The 21,344-nt window shown below is 67.3% G+C and carries 13 protein-coding genes and 1 pseudogene; 12 read left to right on the top strand and 2 right to left on the bottom strand.

Going from position 1 to position 21,344, the window contains the following annotated elements:
- The first annotated feature begins 116 nt into the window (after positions 1 to 116).
- Entirely contained in the window at positions 117 to 4,979 is a 4,863-nt protein-coding gene (locus tag CAL26_RS06805) for a response regulator (RefSeq protein ID WP_094846190.1), read from the top strand.
- A gap of 57 nt (positions 4,980 to 5,036) precedes the next feature.
- Here CAL26_RS06805 and CAL26_RS06800 read toward each other — a convergent pair whose 3' ends face one another.
- Positions 5,037 to 7,082: a helix-turn-helix domain-containing protein gene (locus tag CAL26_RS06800; protein WP_256988117.1), complete on the bottom strand. Its 2,046-nt coding sequence runs from the start codon at positions 7,080 to 7,082 to the stop codon at positions 5,037 to 5,039.
- Positions 7,083 to 7,174: 92 nt separating this feature from the next.
- Between CAL26_RS06800 and CAL26_RS06795 the strand changes: the two genes are divergently transcribed.
- From CAL26_RS06795 to CAL26_RS28295, 11 genes and pseudogenes are all read left to right on the top strand, one after another.
- On the top strand, positions 7,175 to 7,975 hold the full coding sequence (locus tag CAL26_RS06795) for an SDR family oxidoreductase (RefSeq protein WP_094846189.1): 801 nt from the start codon (positions 7,175 to 7,177) through the stop codon (positions 7,973 to 7,975).
- Positions 7,976 to 8,031: 56 nt separating this feature from the next.
- The gene (locus tag CAL26_RS06790) at positions 8,032 to 9,279 is read left to right on the top strand and encodes a branched-chain amino acid ABC transporter substrate-binding protein (protein WP_094846188.1); all 1,248 of its coding nucleotides are present in this window, start codon (positions 8,032 to 8,034) and stop codon (positions 9,277 to 9,279) included.
- Between the two features lie 18 nt (positions 9,280 to 9,297).
- A complete protein-coding gene (locus CAL26_RS06785; RefSeq protein ID WP_094846187.1) occupies positions 9,298 to 10,239 on the top strand; it encodes a branched-chain amino acid ABC transporter permease in 942 nt (313 codons plus the stop codon).
- Positions 10,240 to 10,260: 21 nt separating this feature from the next.
- A pseudogene (locus CAL26_RS06780) lies at positions 10,261 to 11,169 on the top strand (branched-chain amino acid ABC transporter permease); the annotation flags it as partial.
- A 110-nt stretch (positions 11,170 to 11,279) separates the two neighbouring features.
- Positions 11,280 to 12,035: an ABC transporter ATP-binding protein gene (locus CAL26_RS06775; protein WP_094846186.1), complete on the top strand. Its 756-nt coding sequence runs from the start codon at positions 11,280 to 11,282 to the stop codon at positions 12,033 to 12,035.
- Positions 12,032 to 12,754, top strand: a complete 723-nt coding sequence (locus tag CAL26_RS06770; RefSeq protein ID WP_094846185.1) for an ABC transporter ATP-binding protein — start codon at positions 12,032 to 12,034, stop codon at positions 12,752 to 12,754. Before CAL26_RS06775 ends, CAL26_RS06770 begins: the two co-directional genes overlap by 4 nt.
- 91 nt (positions 12,755 to 12,845) lie before the next feature.
- Positions 12,846 to 13,787, top strand: a complete 942-nt coding sequence (locus CAL26_RS06765; protein WP_094846184.1) for a 3-keto-5-aminohexanoate cleavage protein — start codon at positions 12,846 to 12,848, stop codon at positions 13,785 to 13,787.
- A gap of 101 nt (positions 13,788 to 13,888) precedes the next feature.
- Positions 13,889 to 14,821: a non-homologous end joining protein Ku gene (gene ku, locus CAL26_RS06760; RefSeq protein ID WP_094846183.1), complete on the top strand. Its 933-nt coding sequence runs from the start codon at positions 13,889 to 13,891 to the stop codon at positions 14,819 to 14,821.
- A gap of 2 nt (positions 14,822 to 14,823) precedes the next feature.
- The gene (ligD, locus tag CAL26_RS06755) at positions 14,824 to 17,628 is read left to right on the top strand and encodes a DNA ligase D (RefSeq protein ID WP_094846182.1); all 2,805 of its coding nucleotides are present in this window, start codon (positions 14,824 to 14,826) and stop codon (positions 17,626 to 17,628) included.
- Between the two features lie 133 nt (positions 17,629 to 17,761).
- Entirely contained in the window at positions 17,762 to 18,298 is a 537-nt protein-coding gene (locus CAL26_RS06750) for a ferritin-like domain-containing protein (protein WP_256988111.1), read from the top strand.
- 116 nt (positions 18,299 to 18,414) lie between these two features.
- Positions 18,415 to 18,738 carry a hypothetical protein gene (locus CAL26_RS28295; protein ID WP_179283284.1) on the top strand — a complete coding sequence of 108 codons (324 nt, stop codon included), beginning with the start codon at positions 18,415 to 18,417 and terminating at the stop codon, positions 18,736 to 18,738.
- Positions 18,739 to 18,756: 18 nt separating this feature from the next.
- Here CAL26_RS28295 and CAL26_RS06740 read toward each other — a convergent pair whose 3' ends face one another.
- Complete coding sequence (locus tag CAL26_RS06740) at positions 18,757 to 21,195, bottom strand: helicase C-terminal domain-containing protein (protein ID WP_094846180.1); 2,439 nt, start codon at positions 21,193 to 21,195, stop codon at positions 18,757 to 18,759.
- Positions 21,196 to 21,344 lie beyond the last annotated feature (149 nt).

Below are 21,344 nucleotides of genomic sequence, written 5' to 3'. Positions count from 1 at the left end.
GACCGCCTGCCATGCGGGGCGATGGCTGCTGGTATATTCAGTGGCTGTCGGCAGAGGCGCGTCGGCTCTTGCTCTGCCATAACGATTTCCGAAAGCGGCTAGGAGTGGAAAGCAAGATGGAGCAGCCCCTGGACCCCCGTTCCCCGCATAATGACCCGATGCCATCGTTCCTGGCGGGTGGCGGCGAAATGGGCGCCTTGATTCGCGCTCACGATTGGGCCGCCACGCCCTTGGGCGAGCCCGCGCAATGGCCGCAAAGCCTGCGTACCGCCGTACGCATCATGCTGGCGTCGCGCCAGCCCATCTGGATCGGCTTGGGGGAAGAACTGATCTTCCTCTACAACGATCCCTACAAGAACATCATCGGCGGCAAGCATCCGGACGCCCTGGGCCTTCCGACCATCGAAGTCTGGAAAGAAATCTGGGGCGACATCGAGCCGCTGCTGCGCACCGCCATGGGTGGCATGGAAGGCACCTATGTCGAGGAAAAGTTTCTTCTGATGGAGCGTAACGGCTACCCGGAAGAAACGTATTACACCTTTTCGTACAGCCCCATCCCGCGCGACGACGGCACGGCGGGCGGCATCATCTGCGCCAATAGCGACGACACGGCCCGGGTGATCACGGCGCGGCAGATCCGCCTGTTGCGCGAATTGGCCGCGGCAACCACCCAGGCCCACAGCTGGGACGAGGCCTGCCGGCTGGGCACCCGCGCCCTGGGCCTGGACCCCTACGATATCCCCTTCGCCATGCTTTACATCGCGGAGGCGGGCAGCGATACGGTCACGCTGGTCGGCAGCAGCGGCATCGAGGACGGCCATCCCGCGGCGCCGGCCTCGATCCAGGCCGTGCCCGACGCGCTGTGGCCGGTCGACGACGCGCTGCGGCGCGAAGGCCTGGTCGTCCTGAACGACCTGGACGAGCGCTTTGGCGACAGCCTGCCGTCCGGCCCCTGGCGGCACACGCCGTCCAGGGCGGCCTTGCTGCCGGTGTCGCCCACCGCCGATGGCGGCCGGGCCGGCGTGCTGATCGTGGGACTGAATCCCTATCGTCTGCTCGACGACGACTATCGCGGCTTTCTCAACCTGGTGGCCGGGCAGATCAGCGCGGCCATCGCCTATGCCCATGCCTACCAGGAAGAGCGCCGCCGCGCGCGGGCGCTGGAAGAGATCGACCGCGCCAAAACCACGTTCTTTTCCAACATCAGCCACGAGTTCCGCACACCGCTGACCCTGATGCTGGGCCCGCTGGAAGAATTGCTGCAGCGGACGCACCAGGAAGACGGCCAGCGCCCGCTGCTGGACCTGACCTATCGCAACGGCCTGCGCCTGCTCAAGCTGGTCAACAGCCTGCTGGACTTCTCCCGTATCGAAGCGGGACGCGTACAGGCCAAGTACCAGCCCACCGACCTGGCGGCGCTGACCGCCGAGCTGGCGTCGCTGTTCCGCTCCGCGACCGACCGCGCGGGACTGCGGCTGGTGGTCGACTGCCCGCCGCTGCCGGCGGCGGTGTACGTCGATCGCGAAATGTGGGAAAAGATCGTCCTGAACCTGCTGTCCAACGCGTTCAAGTTCACCTTCGACGGCGAAATCCGCATCGAGCTGCGCGCGACCGCCGATGGCACGGCGGCGGAAATGCGCGTGCGCGATACCGGCATCGGGATCCCCACGCACGAGCTGCCGCACATCTTCGACCGTTTCCACCGCGTCAGCGGCGCGGTGGGCCGCAGTATCGAAGGCAGCGGCATCGGCCTGGCGCTGGTGCAGGAACTGGTACGGATGCACGGCGGCACGATAGACGTGCAAAGCCAGCTGGGCGAAGGCACGCAGTTCACCGTCCGCGTGCCGCTGGGCGCGGCGCGGGCCGCCGACGGCGTCCAGCCGGATGCCGCCGGCAGCATCGAGGCCGGGCGCGGCACCAGCGTCAACGCCCAGGCCTACGTCGCCGACGCCCTGCGCTGGGTGCCGGAAGGCGAGGCGGGGCCCACGTTATCCACCGTGCTCGACGCCGACCTCAGCAAGACCAGCAACGGCGAGCGGGTGCTGGTGGTCGACGACAATGCGGACCTGCGCGACTACGTGCGGCGCATGCTGAGCTCCGCCGGCTATCGGGTCGACGTCTCGGTGGACGGGAACGACGCGCTGGCGGCGGCGCGCCGCCAGCCGCCCAGCCTGATTCTTTCCGACATCATGATGCCGGGGCTGGACGGCTTCGGCCTTTTGGCGGCGGTGCGCGGCGACCCTCAGCTGCGCGACGTCCCGGTGCTGCTGATGTCGGCGCGCGCCGGCGAAGAAGCGCGCGTGGAAGGCCTGGGCGCGGGCGCCGACGACTACCTGACCAAGCCGTTCTCCGCGCGCGAGCTGCTGGCGCGCGTGGCCAGCAACGTCCAGATGTACCGGCTGCGCCAGGACACGGCGCGCCAGATCAAGGAAGACGCGCGCATCCTGGAAGTCCTGAACCGCGTCGGCACCACGATCGCCGCCGAACTGGACCTGGGCCGCGCGGTGCAGGTCGTGACCGACGCCGCGACGGAACTGACGGGCGCCGCCTACGGCGCGTTCTTCTACAACCTGCTGGACGACGCCGGAGAACGCTACACGCTGTACACCTTGTCCGGCGCGTCCAGAGACCTGTTCGAAGGCTTCGAGATGCCGCGCAACACCGCGGTATTCGGCCCGACCTTCCGCGGTGAAGGCATCGTCCGCTCCGACGACATCACGCAGGATCCACGGTACGGCGGCAACGTCCCCCACCATGGCATGCCGGTGGGACATCTGCCGGTGCGCAGCTATATGGCCGTGCCGGTGCAATCGCGCAATGGCGAAGTGCTGGGCGGCCTGTTCTTCGGCCATCCCGAGCCTGGCGTGTTCGATGCCGCCGCCGAACGACTGGCCGTCGGCATCGCGGCCCAGGCCGCGATCGCCATCGACAATGCCGGCCTGTACCAGGCGGCACAGAACGAGATCGCGCAACGCAGCCGCGCCGAACAGGCCCTGCGGCAACTGAACGAAACCCTGGAACTGCGGGTCGCCGAGGCCGTCGCCGAGCAGGAACGCCTGTGGGCGCTGAGCGAAGACCTGCTGGCCATCGGCGACTACGACGGCAAGCTGTTGCGCACCAGTCCTTCCTGGACGCGCGTGCTGGGACACCGCCGCGAAGCGCTGGCGTCCAGGCATTACCGCGACCTGCTGCATCCCGACGACTATCCCGTGGCCGCCGGCGCGATGCAGGCGCTGCGCGCCGATGGCAGGTCGGTCACCTTCGAATGCCGCATGCGCACCGAAGCCGGTCTGTGGCGCTGGATCGCCTGGACGCTTTCGCCGGATCCGGAGCACGGCACGGTGCATGGCGTCGGCCGCGACGTGACGGCGGACAAGGAAGCCGCCGAAACCCTGCGCCAGACCGAGGAAGCCCTGCGCATGGCCCAGAAGATGGAAGCCGTGGGCAAGTTGACCGGCGGCGTGGCGCACGACTTCAACAACCTGCTGCAGGTCATCGGTGGGAACCTGCAACTGCTGGCCATCGACACGGTCGGCAACGAACGCGCCGAAAAGCGTGTGCGCAACGCCTTGACCAGCGTGTCGCGCGGCGCCAAGCTGGCGTCGCAGCTGCTGGCCTTCGGACGCCGGCAGCCGCTGGCGCCCAAGGTGGTGAACCTGGGCCGCTTCGTGCGCGGCATGGACGACATGCTGCGCCGCGCGCTGGGCGACGGCATCGAGATCGAAACCATTATCTCCGGCGGCCTGTGGAATACGCTGGTCGATCCGTCGCAGGTGGAAAACGCGCTGCTGAATCTGGCGATCAATGCGCGCGACGCGATGCAGGGGCACGGCAAGCTGACTATCGAGGCCGGCAACGCCCTGCTGGACGACGACTATGCCATGCGCCACGCGGACGTGACGCCGGGCCAGTACGTCATGGTGGCCGTGACCGACACCGGCGAGGGCATGCCGCCCGACGTGCTCGAACACGTCTTCGAGCCTTTCTTCACCACCAAGCCCGAAGGCCGCGGCACCGGCCTGGGACTGAGCATGGTGTACGGCTTCATCAAGCAGTCCAACGGCCATATCAAGATCTACAGCGAACCGCGCCAGGGCACGACGGTGCGGCTGTACCTGCCGCGCGAAAAACAGCCGGAAGACCTGGCGACCGAGGTGGACACCGGTCCCATCGCCGGCGGCAACGAGACCATCCTGGCCGTGGAAGACGACGAGGAAGTCCGCACCACCGTAGTCGATATGCTGTCGGAACTGGGCTATAGCGTGCTCAAGGCCAGGGACGCGCAGAGCGCGCTGGCGATCGTCGAGAGCGGCGTGCCCATCGACCTGCTGTTCACCGACGTGGTGATGCCCGGCCCGCTGCGCAGCCCCGAACTGGCCCGCAAGACGCGCGAGCGCCTGCCCAATGTGGCGGTGCTGTTCACGTCCGGCTACACCGAGAACGCCATCGTGCACGGCGGCCGCCTGGACGAAGGCATCGACCTGCTCAGCAAACCCTATACGCGCGAGGCGCTGGCGCGCAAGCTGCGCCACGTGCTGCGCAATCAGCAGCAGCGCAACGTGATCAACGAAGCGCGGCAGCGCAGCCTGCCGCTGCCGGCCGCCAGGCGCGACGGCGCGGCGGCCGCGCCGCTGCGCGTACTGTTGGTGGAAGACGATGGCCTGATCCGCTCCAGCACGGCGGAAATGCTGGAAGCCCTGGGCCATACCGTCGTGCCCACCGAGCATGCCTCGGCCGCCCTGGCGGCGCTCAACAGCGACAGCATCGATGTGCTGATGACCGACATCGGCCTGCCGGGCGTATCGGGTGTCGAGCTGGCGGCGCAGGCACGGCAGCGGCAGCCCGACCTGCGCGTGGTCTTCGCCTCCGGCCTGGACGCGGGCGCGGAAGCCGGCGATGGCCAACTGGAAGACGCCGTGCACCTGCTGAAGCCCTACACGGTGGACGATCTGGCGCGGACGCTGGAAATGCTGCGATAGCGGAAGGCGGGGCGAGCGCCGGATCGCGCCTTGCGTGCTCGCCCCGGGAATGCCGCGCTAGGGGGCCGGCGATAGCGCCCGGTCGTCATCCATGCCGACGCGCCACAGCCGCAGCGCCACGTGGATTTCCAGGGCGCGGGCGGGGTCGCGCCAATCCTCGATCAGGGCTTCCACGCTCGCCAGGCGCTGGCGCACGGTGTTCACATGCAGGTCCAGGGCGCCGGCCGTGGCCGTCGCGTTCTGGTGGTGATCGAAGAACGCCAGCAGCGTGGCCGCCAACTCCGTGCCGCGCTTGCGGTCGTGGTCGATGACGGGACCGATGGCGGCGTCCAGGAAAGCCCGCAGGCCGGCGCGATCCTGGCTTTCGAACAAGGCGGAATAGAGCGCCAGTTCGTGCTGGGCGAGGATGCGCCCGCGCATGCCCAGGCGTCCGGCCACGGCAAGCGCGCGCCGCAATGCGGCATGGACGGCCGGCATGTCGGCGGCGCCGGCCACCGGCCGGGACAGCACGCCCAGGTAGGCACCGCCCAGTTCGCGACGGGCGAAATCGGCGAACGCGCGCCGCACCGCCACCACGTCCGCCACGCCGCACACCAGTACCAGGATGCCGTCGACGTCGTCCATGACCACGCCTGGCATATCCAGGCTCTGGCGCGCCCGCCGCGCCAGGAACATGGCGTCCCGTCCATCCGCCTCGACCAGCAGCAGCGTCAGGGGCCGCGCCAGATCCAGGCCGAAGCGCTCGGCGCGGTCGCGCGTCAGCGCGGGCTCGCCCTGGCGGGGCGATATCAGCGATTGCAGCAGCTGCGACACATCGCGGCTCTTGTTGGCTTCCAGGCGTTCCTGCGACAGCAGCACGATGCCGATGACGCTGGAGCTTCTTTCGAAGGTACGGATGGAGATATCGCGCATGTCCTCGCGCCGGAACAGCAGCATGGCGCCCACGATGCCGTCGCCGCCGATCACGGCGACGGCGTGGCAGAGTTCGCCGTCGCTTTCATAGGCGATGGCCGAGCGGCCGGCGCGGCGGCTGTCCCGCAAGGCCTGGGCGATCGCCGCGCCGTAAGGGCCGTAGGGATCGTAGGCGTCGGCCGCCCTGCCCTCGTAGCCGGGCGCCGTGGCGCGGGCGATCACGTGCTGGGCCTCGTCCAGCACCAGGACGCTGCCTTGCAGCAGTTGTGCGACGTCCTGGCAGAGTTCGCCCAGCGACGCGCCACGGGCCAGCAGCGAGGTCAGCCGTTCGTGTGCTTCCACCGCATCCTGCACGTCGCGCGCGTGCTCCTCCAGCTCGGCGCGCGCCTGGCGGGCCTTTTCCAGAGCGGCCTGGGCATCGGCGAAAGCCTTGGCATTGTTGATGGCCACCGCCGCATGCGTCGCCAGTGTGCACAGGATGGAGACGTTCAGCGCGGTGTGGGTGCGGTGATAGCGATCCGCCACGAACAGCAGGCCGATCACCTCGTCGTCCCAGATCAGCGGCGCACCGACCACGGCCCCCACGCCCTCGCCCCGGAAAATGTCATCCAGCTCGGCGTCATGAATGAAGCGGTCGTCGTTCAGGTAGTCCGGCGTGGAAAAAGGCAGCCGCGTGGACAGCACCACGCCGGCGATACCCAGCTCGCGCCTGGCCGTCATCCTGCCGGTGCGCTGCGTGATCGCGCCGTCGGCCACCAGGGCCTTGAATTCCCCGCTTTCGGCGTCGTAGACGGACAGCCAGCACAGGTGCGCCCGCAAGAGATCGCGGGCACGCGCCGCGACGGCCTTGAGCAGCTCGGACAGCTGCAGCCGGCTGGCCAGGTCCTGGGCCGATTCGGTCACGGCAAGCATCCCGCGTTCGCGCTGCTCGTGCAGGTCGAGCCGGTTGCGCAGCGCCATCGCCATCCGCACCAGCTCGATCAGGCCGGTTTTCTGGCGCATGGCGTCGGGCAGGGCTTCCAGCGCCGCCAGCCGATCGGCGAACACGGCGCCCGGGGCATTGGCATGCAGCAGGCCGACCAGTTCGGCGGCCACCGCGTCCACGCCCGGCGTGGGCGCCTGCCCTTCCTGCCCGCTCCCCGCTGATCGATGGTCCATGGCGGCGCGCCCCGAGTAATGTGCAAACATCATATCAATATCCCATTTTTTATACAGGATTCGCACATGGATTCCTCGGACGCTTTACCGGACACTGGGTCCATTCCAAGAATGGCAGGAGACAAATGGTGGGTACGAGCGTCCTCGATTCCCTGCGCCCGGTTCCGGGGCTGCGGGTACTGGTCAGCGCGGGCGCGTCCGGCATCGGCGCGGCGGTGGTCCGTGCCTTCCGCGAAGCCGGAGCCCGCGTCCACGTGTGCGACATCGACCGGAGCGCCCTGGACAGGCTGGCCGCCGAAGCGCCGGGCGTCACCACCAGCACGGCCGACGCGTCCCTGGCCGGGGACGTCGACACCGTCTTCGACGACGTCAGGAATGCGCTGGGCGGGCTGGACGTCCTGGTCAACAACGTCGGCATCGCCGGTCCCACCGGTCCGGTGGAACAACTGCGGACCGCGGATTGGGAACGGACGATAGGCGTCAACCTGAACAGCCACTTCTACTTCGCGTCGCGCGCCGTTCCCCTGCTGAAGGAATCCCCCCACAATCCCTGCCTGATCGCCATGAGCTCGGTGGCGGGCCGCCTGGGCTACGCGCTGCGCACGCCCTACGCGTCCACCAAATGGGCCATCGTGGGGATGATGAAGTCCCTGGCCATAGAACTGGGTCCGCACGGCGTCCGGGTCAACGCGATCCTGCCCGGCACGGTGGAAGGCGAACGCATGACGGCCGTGATGGGCGCGCGGGCCGCCGCGGCGGGCGTATCGCTGGACGACATGCGGCAGGAGTACCTGGGCAAGATTTCGCTGCGCCGCATGGTCACGACCGACGACGTCGCGGCCATGGCGCTTTTCCTGTGTTCACCGGCCGCGCGCAACATCAGCGGCCAGGCCATCAGCGTGGACGGCAACATGGAGTATCTCTGACACGCATCCCGGCACGTCCGTCGCCCCATACCATCCAAAAAACGAGGAGACAAACCATGATCAAGTTCCCACTGTCCACCGCCACGGCGGCGGCGATGCTGGGCCTGTGCGTCGCCACGCCGGCCCTGGCCGCGCCGGTGAAGATCGGCCTGGTCGAAACGCTGTCCGGACCGCAGGCCTCCACCGGCCAGACCTACCGTGCGGCGGTGCGCTACGCCATCGACCAGATCAATGCGGCCGGCGGCTGGAACGGCGAACCGGTGCAGCTGCTGGAATACGACAACCAGGGCGGCCCGGCCGGCGCGGCCGACAAGCTGAAGGCCGCGGCGGCCGACGGCGTGCAGATCGTCGTACAGGGCGCGTCGTCGGCGATCGGCGGGCAGATCACCGAGGACGTGCGCAAGTACAACATGCGCAATCCCGGCAAGGAGATGGTCTACGTCAACATGGGCGCCGAAGCACTGGAGCTGACCGGCGAGAAATGCAACTTCTACCATTTCCGCTTCGCCGGCAACGCGCAGGTCCGCACCAAGTCGCTGATCGAAGGCATGAAGAAGGCCAATGCGCTGGGCACCAAGGTCTACGCCATCAACCAGAACTATTCCTGGGGCCAGGACATGGAGCAGGCCATCGTCGACGACCAGAAGCTGGGCGGCTACACGGTGGTCGACAAGACTCTGCACGACGTCAACAAGATCCAGGACTTCGCGCCCTACGTCGCCAAGATTTCCGCTTCCGGCGCCGATACCGTCATCACCGGCAACTGGTCCAACGACCTGCTGCTGCTCATGAAGGCGTCGAAGGCGGCCGGCCTGAAGGCGCGCTACGGCACCGTCTACCTGGACCAGCCCGGCAATCTGGCCAACGCCGGCGACCTGGCGCTGGGTAGTTTCGTGGCGCACACCTTCAACGCCGAAGCCGGCGGCGCGGACGCCGCGAAATTCGTCGACGACTACAAGGCCACGACCGGCCATGTCCCGGTCTTCGTCGAACCGCAGACCTACTACGGCATGATGATGGTGGCCGATGCGCTCAAGCGCACGCCGGCCGGCAAGGGCGCGCTGGACGTCAACGCCTTCGCCGCGAACCTGGAAAGCGCGCGCATCGCCACGCCCATGGGCGAAATGAGCATGCGCGCCGCGGACCACCAGGCGCAGCTGCCGATGGTGGTATCCACCGTCGCGCGCGACGCCAGGTACAAGGTCGACAACACGGACATGGGCTTCAAGCCGGTGCTGCTGCTGACGGCGCAGGAAGCGTCCACGCCCGCCCAGGCCAGCTGCAAGATGAAGCGGCCCGGCTGAGCGCGGCGCGCCCACCCCATGGAACAGATCGTCTTTTCCCTTCTGAACGGCGTCATCTACGGATTGCTGCTGTTCATGGTGTCGGCCGGGCTGACGCTGATCTTCGGCATGATGGGCGTGCTCAACTTCGCCCATGCGTCCTTCTACATGCTGGGGGCGTACTTCGCCTATACCCTGCAGGGCGTGATCGGCTTCTGGCCGGCGGTGATCGTCTCGCCGCTGCTGGTCGGGCTGGTGGGCGTGGTGGTCGAACGCTGGTTCCTGCGCCGTGTCCATCACCATGGCCACGCGCATGAACTTCTGCTGACCTTCGGCCTGTCCTTCATCATCGCCGAAGTGATCAAGCTGATCTACGGCAACTTCCCGGTGGACTATCGGGTTCCGCCCGCGCTGGACTTTTCCGCCTTCAGTATCGGCGGCACGCAATATCCGGCGTACCGGATACTGATGGGCGGCATCGCGCTGCTGATGTTCGCCGCCATCTACCTGGTGCTGACGCGCACGCGGGTGGGCATCGTGGTGCGCTCGGCCATCCACAGGCCGCGCATGGCGGAAGCCCTGGGGCACAACGTTCCGCTGGTCTTCATGGGCGTGTTCGGCGCGGGCGCCGCGCTGGCCGGCCTGGCCGGCGCCGTGGCCGGCGCCTTCTACACCACCAATCCGAACATGGCGCTGGAGCTGGGCGTGATGGTCTTCGTGGTGGTCGTCGTGGGCGGCCTGGGTTCCCTGGTCGGGGCGATGCTGGCGTCGCTGCTGATCGGCAGCATCACTTCCCTGGCCGTGGCGGTGGATGGCAGCCTGGCCGATCTGCTGGGGCTGGTGGGCCTGGGCGACTGGGCGCGCGGCGTGGGCGGCCTGATGACCCTGAGCCTGTCCAGCCTGGCGGCCACCCTGCCCTTCGCGCTGATGCTGCTGATCCTGCTGGTGCGGCCCGGCGGCCTGATGGGGGATAAAGAATGACGGGCGACAAGGAATGACGCGATGAAGAAAACCGTCCTGGCCTGCCTGGCGGGCGTGGCCGTGCTGGCCGCGCTGCCTTACCTGCTGTCGCAGGGTCTGCTGAATGCCGCCATCCAGATGCTGATCGCCGCGCTGTTCGCCACCGCCTACAACCTGCTGTGCGGGCAGGCGGGCATGCTGTCCTTCGGGCACGCGGCGTATTTCGGTGTGGGCGCCTTCGCCACCGTGCATGCGATGAATGCGCTGGGCGGCGACGGCCTGCTGCCCACGCCCCTGATGCCACTGGCCGGCGCCTTCGGCGGATTGGTCTTCGGCGGTATCGCCGGCTGGTTCGCCACGCAGCGCAGCGGCACCTACTTCGCCATGATCACGCTGGCCATCGCCGAGCTGGTGCATTCCCTGGCGCCGCACCTGAAGGGGACATTCGGCGGCGAGGCCGGCATTTCGACGATGCGCATGCCCGCCTGGGGCCTGGACTTCGGCTCCACCACGCAGGTGTATTACCTGACCCTGGCCTGGGTGCTGCTGGCCATGCTGCTGCTGTACCTGTACACGCGCACGCCGCTGGGCCGCCTGACGCTGGGGCTGCGGGAAAACAGCCATCGGCTGAAATTCCTGGGCTACAACGTGCACGGCCTGAGCACCCTGGTATTCGCCATATCGGCGATGTTCGCCGGCATGGCGGGCGGCCTGCAGGTGCTGTCCAACGAATCCGCCAACTACGTGGTGTTCGACCCCGCCTTGTCGGCGGCGGCCGTCCTCAATACCTATATCGGCGGCGTCGGCGTGTTCCTGGGGCCCGCCTTCGGCGCCTCGCTGATGACCTTCTTCGGCTACGCGGTGTCGGACCTGACGCGGTCGTGGCTGCTCTACCAGGGCATACTCTTCGTGATCGTGATGATGTTCCTGCCGCGCGGCCTGGCCGGGCTGTTCGTCCGGCGCGCGCGGCCGGCCCCGGCGGACACGCCGACGGACACGCCGGCCTCGCCCGCCACGTCCGCCCCGCCCGCGACGCACGGACAGGGCCGCAAGGAGCTGGCATGAGCGATCCTATCCTTCGCATCCGCGACCTGCGCAAATCCTTCGGCATCACGGAAATCATCCGCGGCGTGGACCTGGACATCGAAGCGGGCGAACGGCATGCGCTGATCGGTCCGAACGGCGCCGGCAAATCGACGGTGTTCCACCTGGTCTCCGGGCAGCTCGCGCCCACGTCCGGCAGCATCCTGCTCCAGGGCCGCGAAATCGGCGGCCAGGCGCCGCAGGCCATCAACCGGCAGGGCCTGGCGCGATCGTTCCAGATCACCAACATCTTTCCCAGGCTGAGCACCTTCGAGAACGTGCGGCTGGCGGTGATGCGCGCCTACGGCACGCAGTACGCCTTCTGGCGCTTCATCGACCGCGACCGCCGCATCCGCAGGGAAACCGAACGCCTGCTGGAGCTGGTGCGCCTGACGCCGCGCGCCCATACCGTGGCGGGCGAGATGGCGTACTCCGAGCAACGTTCGCTGGAAATCGCCATGACGCTGGCGTCCGATCCGCGCCTGATCCTGCTGGATGAACCGATGGCCGGCATGTCCAACGAAGAGACCGCCTATACCGCGCAGTTGATCCGCGAGGCCGCCGCCGGCCGCACGCTGGTGATCGTCGAACACGATATGGACGTGGTGTTTTCGCTGAGCGACCGCATCAGCGTGCTGGTGTACGGCCAGATCATCGCCACCGGCACACCCGCGGAGATCCGGGCGCATGCCGGCGTGCGCGAGGCTTACCTGGGCGACGAGGCCATCGCATGAACGACACCGCCACGCCGCTGCTGGACGTGCGCGACCTGCACGCGCACTACGGCAAAAGCCATGTCCTGCAAGGCGTCGACCTGCGGGTCGGACAGGACGAGGTGGTCAGCCTGGTGGGCCGCAACGGCTCCGGGCGTTCGACCACCATGAAAGCCATCATGGGCCTGGTGGCGCCAACTGCCGGCCATGTCCGCCTGCGCGGCCGCGAGCTGGCGGGCGCGCGGCCGTATGCCATCTGCCGGGCGGGCATCGCCTACGTGCCGGAAGAACGCGAGGTCTTCGCCAACCTGACGGTGGACGAAAACCTGCGCATGGGCGAGCAGCCGCCGGTGGCCGGGGCCCATCGCTGGACGATCGACCAGATGTTCGACTATTTCCCGCGGCTGAAGGAACGGCGTAACGCCAAGGCCGGGAGCATGTCGGGCGGCGAGCAGCAGATGCTGACGATCTGCCGCTCGCTGCTGGGCAACCCGCTGGTCATCCTGGTCGATGAACCCACGGAAGGCCTGGCGCCCAAGATCGTCGCGCAAGTGGGCGAATGCATCCGCGACATGCATCGCAAAGGCGTATCGGTGCTGCTGGTCGAACAGAAGCTGACCATCGCGCTGAAGGTGTCCACACGCGTCTGCGTGATGGGACATGGCCGCGTGGTATTCGAAGGCACGCCGGACGAACTGAGCGCCAACGACGACATCGTCTCGCAATGGCTGGCGGTGTAGCCCGCCGCGCCGGCGCCTGGGTTCAATCCATGAACGCAATCTTGCATCCCGTCCACGAACATAGCGCCCACCCACATCGAAGATCCTCCCCATGAAAACCCGCCAAGACAAGGTCATCATCTCCTGCGCGGTCACCGGCTCCGTGCATACGCCGGCGATGTCGCCGCACCTGCCCCTGACGCCCGACCAGATCGCCGCGCAGGCCATCGAAGCGGCGGAAGCCGGCGCGGCCATCCTGCACCTGCATGCGCGCGATCCGCGCGACGGCCGGCCCACGGCCGATCCGGCGGTGTTCGACGCGTTCGTGCCGCGCATCCGCGACGCCACCGACGCGGTGATCAACATCACCACCGGCGGCAGCACGCGCATGACGCTGGAAGAGCGGCTGGCCTATCCGCTGCGCGCCAAGCCGGAGATGTGCTCCCTGAACATGGGGTCGATGAACTTCTCCATCCATCCGGCCGCGCGGCGCATCGCGGAGTGGCGCTACGACTGGGAAAAACCCTATATCGAAGGCATGGAAGACCTGATCTTCCGCAACACCTTCCGCGATATCCGGCACATCCTGAAGGTACTGGGCGACGACTGCGGCACCCGCTTCGAGTTCGAGTGCTACGACATGGGCCACCTGTACAACCTGGCGCACTTCGTCGACGAAGGCCTGGTGCGGGGGCCGCTGTTCATCCAGGCCATCTTCGGCATCCTGGGCGGCCTGGGTCCGGATCCGGAAAACGTCGCCACCATGCGGACCACCGCCGACCGCCTGTTCGGCCGCGACGGCTACCGGTTTTCGGTGCTCGGCGCCGGCCGGCACCAGATGCCCCTGGTCACCATGGGCGCCATCCTGGGCGGCAACGTGCGCGTGGGCCTGGAGGACAGCCTTTACCTGTCCAGGGGCCAGCTGGCCGCCTCCTGCGCCGAACAGGTCCGGAAGATCCGCGGCATCCTGGAGGCGCTGTCCCTGGAGATCGCCAGTCCCGACGAGGCGCGGGCCATGCTGGGCCTGAAAGGCAGCCACGCCGTGGCATTCTGAGCCTCCCCCAGGGGGATTCGTCCGAATTCTTGGCATGACAGTTGCTACGCGGCAAAAAAGCGCGCGGCGGGTACGCGCGTCCGCCAAACAAAGGAACTGCCATGGCCTCGTCAAGAACGATCTGGAAAGGTGCCATTTCATTCGGGCTGGTGAACATCCCGGTGGGCCTGCATACGGCCGCCGTCGAGTCGGGCGTCGACTTCGACTGGCTGGACAAGCGCAGCATGGACCCGGTGGGCTACAAGCGCATCAACAAGCGCACCGGCCGCGAAATCGACCGCGACAACATCGTCAAGGGCGTCGAGTACGAAGACGGCAAGTACGTCATCATTTCGCCGGAAGAAATCGCCGAGGCCTTCCCGCGCACCACGCAGACGATCGAAATCCAGCGCTTCGTGCCGGCCGACCAGCTTTCCTTCGTCTATCTGGAGCGGCCTTACTACATCGCGCCCATCAACAAGGGGCACAAGGTCTATGCGCTGCTGCGCGACACATTGGCCAAGACCGGCAAGATCGGTATCGCCAAGGTGGTGATCCAGACCAAGCAGCACCTGGCCGCGCTGGTACCGTCGGGCGACGCCATGGTGTTGAACCTGATGCGCTGGGGCGACGAGATAAAGTCCATGGAAGACCTGGACCTGCCCACCGTCGGCGCCAAGGCGATGGCCGCCAGCCCGCAGGAACAGAAGATGGCCAAGATGCTGGTCGACGACATGTCCGGCGATTGGAATCCGGACGACTTCCAGGATGAATTCCGCCACGCGATCATGGCCCTGGTCGAACAGAAGGTGCAGGCCGGCAAGACCGAAACCGTGATCGAGCCGCAGGAAGAAGCGCCCAACGTCGGCGGCGGCAACGTGATCGACCTGACCGAACTGCTGCAACGCAGCCTGAAGGGCCGGTCCGCGGCCAAGGCCGACGCGCCGGCCAAGTCTCCCGCCAGGAAGGCGGCGAAGAAGACCGGCGCCAAGAGCGCGTCGAAGACGGCCAAGTCGGCATCGAAATCTGGCGGACGTACACGCAAGGCGGCTTGACCATGGCGGACACCCTTGCCAAATACCGCCAGAAGCGGAACTTCGACGTTACGTCCGAGCCCGCGAGCGGCGGCAAGCCGAACGCCACGGCGCGCGCCTTCGTCATCCAGAAGCATTGGGCCAGCCGCCTGCACTACGATTTCCGCCTGGAGCTGGACGGCGCCATGAAGAGCTGGGCCGTACCCAAGGGGCCCAGCTACGATCCGTCGATCAAGCGCATGGCGGTCCAGGTGGAAGACCATCCCATCGCCTACAACCAGTTCGAGGGCGAGATCCCGAAAGGACAGTATGGCGCGGGCAAGGTCATCATCTGGGATGAAGGCACCTGGCAGCCGGTGGGCGATCCGCGCAAGGGTTATCGGGAAGGCCACCTGAAATTCGATCTGATGGGCGCCAAGATGCAGGGACGCTGGGCGCTGGTGCGCCTGCACGGCAAGGAGAACGAACGCCAGCCGCCGTGGCTGTTGATCAAGGACCGCGATGAGTTCGCGCGATCCGATGCGGAATTCAGCGTGGTCGATGAAATGCCCGACAGCGTGGTGCCGCTGCGCGCGCAGCGCAAGACGGCGCTGGCGCGCGCCGCGCGCCCGGCCGCGGAAGAACGCGGCCGCGAAGGCGCCGACTCCGGCGGGGCCGCCAAGGCTGAGAAGAAGACGACGGCGAAAAAAGCAGCCACGAAGAAGGTCGCCACGGCACAGGCCGCCTCGAAGAAATCGGCCGCCAAAGCCGCGTCGACGAAGCGTGCAACCAAGGCCGGCGCAACCGCGGAGGGCGACGGCCCGGCGGCAACGGGCGAGGCCGAACACCGCCTGCCCGGCGTGGCACGCGCCCTGCCCGCCACGCTCAAGCCGCAGCTCGCCACGCTGGTGGACGGCGTGCCGCCCAATCCGGCCGACTGGATCTACGAAGTCAAGTTCGACGGCTACCGCATCGTCGCGCGGCTGGACCAAGGCGGCGCGCGGCTCTACACCCGCAACGGCCACGACTGGAGCGCGAAAATGCCGCATCTGGTCAAGGCCCTGTCCGCGCTGAAGGTACAGGACACCTGGATCGACGGGGAAATCGTCGTGCTGGCCGACCACGGCGCGCCCAGCTTCCAGGCCTTGCAGAATGCCTTCGAAAGCGAGCGCACCGGCGACATCGTCTACTACGCATTCGACCTGCCTTTCGTCGCCGGCCGCGACCTTCGCGAAGAACCCGTCACCGTGCGCCGCGCCTTGCTGGAGCAGCTGCTGGGCGGCGCCTCCGAAGGCCCGCTACGCTTCAGCGCGGCCTTCGATGCTCCACCTGGCGAGCTGGTGGCCTCGGCCTGCAAGATGGGATTGGAAGGCATCATCGCCAAGCGCAGGAACTCCATCTACGTCTCACGGCGCTCGGATGCCTGGCTCAAGCTGAAGTGCGCGCAGCGGCAGGAATTCATCATCGTCGGCTATACGGATCCCGCGGGCAGCCGCAAGGGGCTGGGCGCGCTATTGGTGGCCGTGCACGACGACAAGGGCGAGCTGCGCTACGCCGGCAAGGTCGGCACCGGTTTCGATACGCGCGGCCTGCAGGAAATGGCGAAGCGGCTGCAAGCCATCGAGGTCGCGGAGCGGCCCCTGCCCCAGCAGCCCGAGCTGCCGCGCAAGGCCCATTGGGTCAAGCCGGAGCTCGTCGCCGAGGTTTCTTTCGGCGAATGGACGCAGTCCGGCCACATCCGGCATTCCGTCTTCCGGGGCTTGCGCGGCGACAAGCCGGCGCGGGCCATCACACGGGAAAAGCCGGTCGCCGCGCGAGCCGTGGGCAAGGACGCCGCCACGCCTGACGCTTCGGGCACGCCGGAAGCCGCGCCGAAAAAGACCCCCGGAAAGAACGCCGCCAAGAACGCCACCAAGGATCCCGCCCAAGACGCCCCCGCGGCCGCGCGCAAGGCCGGACCCGCCGGCAACGCCAGGCTGGGCCGCCTGTCCAACCCGGATCGCATCATCGACCCGTCGACCGGCCTGACCAAGCTGGACCTGGCGCGCTACTACGGCCTGGTGGCGCCGCTGCTGCTGGAACACCTGAAGAACCGCCCTGTGTCGCTCGTGCGGGCGCCCGGCGGCATCCAGGAGCCGCTGTTCTTCCAGAAGCACCTGGAGGCCGCCATCCCGGGCGTCAAGCCGCTGCCGCAACGGCTCGACCCCGGCCATCCATCGCTGCTGGAAGTGCCCAGCGACGTCGCCATCGTGTCGGCCGCCCAGATGAACGTGGTGGAATTCCACACCTGGAACGCCGTCAAGACGGCGATCGGCAAACCCGACCGCATGCTGTTCGACCTGGACCCGGGCGAAGGCGTGAAATGGGCGACGCTGCAACAGGCCGCCGGATTGGTACGGGTCCTGCTGCACGAGCTGGGACTGGATTGCTGGCTGAAGACCAGCGGCGGCAAGGGCCTGCATGTGGTGGTGCCTTTGCGCAAGCAGTACGGCTGGGACACCGTCAAGGATTTTTCGCAGGCGATCGTGCGGCACCTGGCCAGCACCCTGCCCCAGGTCTTCGTGGCCAAGAGCGGGCCGAAAAATCGCGTGGGCAAGATCTTCGCGGACTACCTGCGCAACGGCTTTGGCGCCACCACCGTCGCGGCGTGGTCGGCTCGCGCGCGGCCCGGCCTGGGCATTTCGGTGCCGATCGCATGGGATGAGCTGCCTGACATCAAGAGCGGCGCGCAGTGGACGATCAGCACCGCGCACACCCGCCTGGACGCCGGCAACGCGCCCTGGAAGGACTACCAGCCCCAGGCGGTCACCCCAGCCATGAAAGCGCTGGGCTTCGATCCCAGGGATTGAGCGGTCGGCATCCTGAACAGGCGCGCCGTGGGTATGGCGCCTGCGGACTACCGATGTCGGCCCGCCCCAGCGCGGGCGGTCTCGCCAGCATGATCGGACGCTGGCGCCCGCGGTAATCCCACAGGAGATGACGATGGAAAACGAAGGCATCACGATGGACAGGGACGTCCTGGAATCCCACTTCATGGATTGGCTGCGCGACGCTCACGCCATGGAAGAGCAGGCCGAAAGCATGTTGACCGCCATGGCCAAGCGCATCGAGAACTACCCCGACCTGAAACGCCGCATCGAGCAGCACATCGAGGAAACGCGCAACCAGGCGCAACTCATTGCGAAGTGCATCGAGCGCCGCGGTGGCGATACGTCGACGCTGAAAGACCTGGCGGGCAAGGCGGTGGCCGGCATGCACGGCGCGACGAGCATGTTCGCCAGCGACGAGATCGTCAAGGGCGGCATGATGAGCTACGCGTTCGAGCACTTCGAAATCGCCTCGTACCGCAATCTGATCGAAGCGGCGCGCATGGTGGGCGACCGGGAAACCATGGCGGTATGCGAGCGCATCCTGCCCGAGGAACAGGCCATGGCGGATTGGCTGCAGCACAACATGGCCGCCACGACCCGGCGGTTCCTGCAATTGGCGCAGATACCGGACGCGAAGGCGAAGATATAGCGACGGCAAGGCCGTGCTCACCGGAAACAAGTGCGCAACGGAAATAAAACAGGGCCGCCCGAGGGCGGCCCTGTTAGCTATCGCAGCGCTTACCCGCGATTGCGGTCCTGCTGATTTTGCTGGCGGTTCTGATCGTTCTGCTGGTTCTGCTGACGGTTCTGATCGTTCTGCTGGTTCTGCTGACGATTCTGATCGTTCTGTTGGTTCTGCTGACGATTCTGGTCGCCTTGCTGGTTCTGTTGGCGATTCTGGTCGTTCTGTTGGCTCTGCTGACGGTTCTGGTCGCTTTGTTGGTTCTGCTGGCTCATGGTGTGTCTCCGGTCGATGAGTTGGATGCAGCGATGCGCCGCACCTTGCTTGCGCAACAGTCGTACCTGAACCGTTCCATGAATTCGCCCGGGCGTCGCTCCGCCCTGCTTCAGCAAAAGCAAAACGGATGAGCTGACTTTACGAGGGAGCTAGCCATGCTGCGCTGCAAGGTGCTCAGGCGCGGGATGGTCCAATCGCCGCGGGCGCCACCACGCCGGCAGCAAGGCCCGCACATTTGCGCGCCGGAACCGATCATCGATCAGGTAGACGCTACCCCGGTCCGTCTCGGTGCGGATCACGCGGCCCGCCGCCTGCACGACCTTCTGCAGGCCTGGATAGAGATAGGTGTATTCGAAACCGCAGCCGAAGCGGGCATCCATGCGCCGCATCATCTGCTCGTTGACAGGATTCACCTGCGGCATGCCCAGGGTCACGATGAAGGCGCCGATCAAGCGGTCCCCCGGCAGATCCACGCCTTCTCCGAACACGCCGCCCAGGACGGCGAAACCCAGGCCGGCGCCGCCCGGCGCGAAGCGGTCGAGAAACGCCACGCGTCCGGCCGCGTCCATCCCGGCGGCCTGCTGCCACGAGGGCAGGTCCGGCGCACACGACCGCAACCGGCACGCGAGCCTGTCCATGTACTCGAAGCTGCTGGCGAAACAGATGTAATTGCCTGGGTGCTCCCGATACGCCCGAGCCATGATCTCCACGATCGCGGATATCGACGCGTCGCGATCGCGATAGCGGGTCGAGACGTTGCCGACCAGGTGCACCGCCAGCTGCTCGGCGCGAAACGGCCCCGGCACGTCGATCGTCCGGCAATCGCCCGGCAGGCCCAGGGTGTCACGATAGAACGCCATGGGATTCAGCGTCGCCGAAAACAACACCGCGCCGTGGGCCGCCTTGAAGCGCGGCGACAGATAGGGACCCGGCACCACGTTGCGCACGCACAGCGTGCCCCCCTGCCCTTGCCCGCGTGTCGCGGCCGTTTCGCCGGGCTGCGCCAGGGTGATGTCGAACAGGGCGTGGTCCCCCAGGTCTTCGGCCAGCCTGGCGAATGACAGGATGGCGAAGTACAGCTGCAACAAGGGTTCGGGCGCTTCGCCGCCCTGCTCGGCGAAATGGGCGGACAGCGCCGAGCCCGTCTGCTGCAATTGCTCAAGCAGCGCCGGCGGCATGTCGTCATACACCGTATAGGGCTGCGTCTGCGCCTTCAACAGTTGCCGGAAGATGCGCCGCAAGGCATCCAGCGGCTTGCGCAGCGCCACCGGCGCCGCCCGGCGCGCCGCGGCGAGATCGTCCAGCCGCAGCTCGGCGGTGTACATGCGCCGCGCGCGCTCCACCATGTTGTGGGCTTCGTCCACCAGCAGCCCTACCCGCCACTGATACGCCACCGTCATCGCATGGAGCATCGCGCTGCCGTCGAAATAATAGTTGTAGTCGCCCACCACCACGTCGCTCCAGCGCGCCAATTCCTGGCTCAGGAAGTATGGGCAGACGTCGTGCGCCAGCGCGGCCGTCCGCACCGCGGCGCGGTCCATGAAGCAGTCCTGCAAGGCCGTGGCGCGCGCCGCCGGGAGTCGGTCGTGGAAGCCGCGCGCCAGGCGGCATGCGTCGCCATTGCAGGCATTCCCACGGCCGCCGGACGCAGGATGTTCGCAGGCCTGTTCGCGTGCCACCATTTCCAGGACGCGCAACGGCGGCCCGCCGTCAGCCGCGCGCAGGCGTTGCAAGGCCGCGAGCGCCGACTGGCGTCCGGCTGTCTTGGCGCAAAGGAAGAACACTTTATCCAGCGTGCCGACGCAGGCCTTGAGCATGGGAAAAATCGTCGCCATGGTCTTGCCTATGCCGGTCGGCGCCTGCGCCAGCACGCAATGCGCATCGCGCCCCGCGCGGAAGACCGCCTTGGCCAGATCGCGCTGTCCCGCACGGAACTCGCCGTGAGGAAAGGCCAGGCTGGCGAGCGCGGCGTCGCGGGACTGCCGATGGACCATCTCCTGGCGCGCCCAGGCGATGAAGCGTTCGCACTGATCGGTGAAGAAAGCACGCAGCGCATCCGCGTCATGCGTCTCCACCAGCACCGTTTCCTGCTGGGTACCGATATCGAAATACACCAGCGCGACGTCCATCGCGTCCAGCCCGCGCTGCTCGCACAGCAGATGGGCATAGACCTTGGCCTGCGCCCAATGCAGGGCGCGATGGTTGTCGGGTATGCGATCGACGCTGCCGCGATGCGTCTTGATTTCTTCCAGGCGGTTGCGCGCGGTGTCGTAGCCATCGGCGCGCCCACGCACCCGCAAGGGCCCATGCGTGCCGGCCAGGGACACTTCGGTCTCGTAGCCCGCGCCACGGCGTTGCGTCACGAACAGATGGCCCGCCTGGCCTTCCTGCGCGGAAGGCGCCGGCGTGAACCGCAGATCCAGGTCGCCGCGCCGCGCGGTGAACTCGCATAGCGCGCGAACGGCGACGACGTAGGTGTCGGGCGCGGCGGGCGCCGGCGTCGGCGAGCCCCCGCAAGTGGACACCGATGCGGATGCGGATGCGGATGTGGAAATGGCCGCATCGGGCGCGCGGACGGGATCTGGCATGGGCGGTTGAGTACTGTATTTTCATACAGTATAGCGGTCGATCGCGCGCGGGCCTGGCGACCTGCCCAACAGGCATGGAAACTGCTGCAACCGCCGCACCCGGCCGGGGCGCCTCCACGGAAGCCCCGGCTCCATACACACGATAAACG

This window comes from Bordetella genomosp. 9 (assembly GCF_002261425.1).
Lineage (GTDB): Bacteria > Pseudomonadota > Gammaproteobacteria > Burkholderiales > Burkholderiaceae_B > Bordetella_C.
Note: the sequence above shows the minus strand (reverse complement) of the source record. Positions and strands in the feature narration are given on the sequence as shown.

Coding starts and splice junctions, on each gene's coding strand:
- CAL26_RS06795 (WP_094846189.1), top strand. CDS start 7,175: ATGGTGGGTACGAGCGTCCTCGATTCCCTGCGCCCGGTTCCGGGGCTG.
- ligD (WP_094846182.1), top strand. CDS start 14,824: ATGGCGGACACCCTTGCCAAATACCGCCAGAAGCGGAACTTCGACGTT.
- CAL26_RS06800 (WP_256988117.1), bottom strand. CDS start 7,082: ATGATGTTTGCACATTACTCGGGGCGCGCCGCCATGGACCATCGATCA.
- CAL26_RS06750 (WP_256988111.1), top strand. CDS start 17,762: ATGGAAAACGAAGGCATCACGATGGACAGGGACGTCCTGGAATCCCAC.
- CAL26_RS06785 (WP_094846187.1), top strand. CDS start 9,298: ATGGAACAGATCGTCTTTTCCCTTCTGAACGGCGTCATCTACGGATTG.
- ku (WP_094846183.1), top strand. CDS start 13,889: ATGGCCTCGTCAAGAACGATCTGGAAAGGTGCCATTTCATTCGGGCTG.
- CAL26_RS06790 (WP_094846188.1), top strand. CDS start 8,032: ATGATCAAGTTCCCACTGTCCACCGCCACGGCGGCGGCGATGCTGGGC.
- CAL26_RS06740 (WP_094846180.1), bottom strand. CDS start 21,195: ATGCCAGATCCCGTCCGCGCGCCCGATGCGGCCATTTCCACATCCGCA.
- CAL26_RS06765 (WP_094846184.1), top strand. CDS start 12,846: ATGAAAACCCGCCAAGACAAGGTCATCATCTCCTGCGCGGTCACCGGC.
- CAL26_RS06775 (WP_094846186.1), top strand. CDS start 11,280: ATGAGCGATCCTATCCTTCGCATCCGCGACCTGCGCAAATCCTTCGGC.
- CAL26_RS06805 (WP_094846190.1), top strand. CDS start 117: ATGGAGCAGCCCCTGGACCCCCGTTCCCCGCATAATGACCCGATGCCA.
- CAL26_RS06770 (WP_094846185.1), top strand. CDS start 12,032: ATGAACGACACCGCCACGCCGCTGCTGGACGTGCGCGACCTGCACGCG.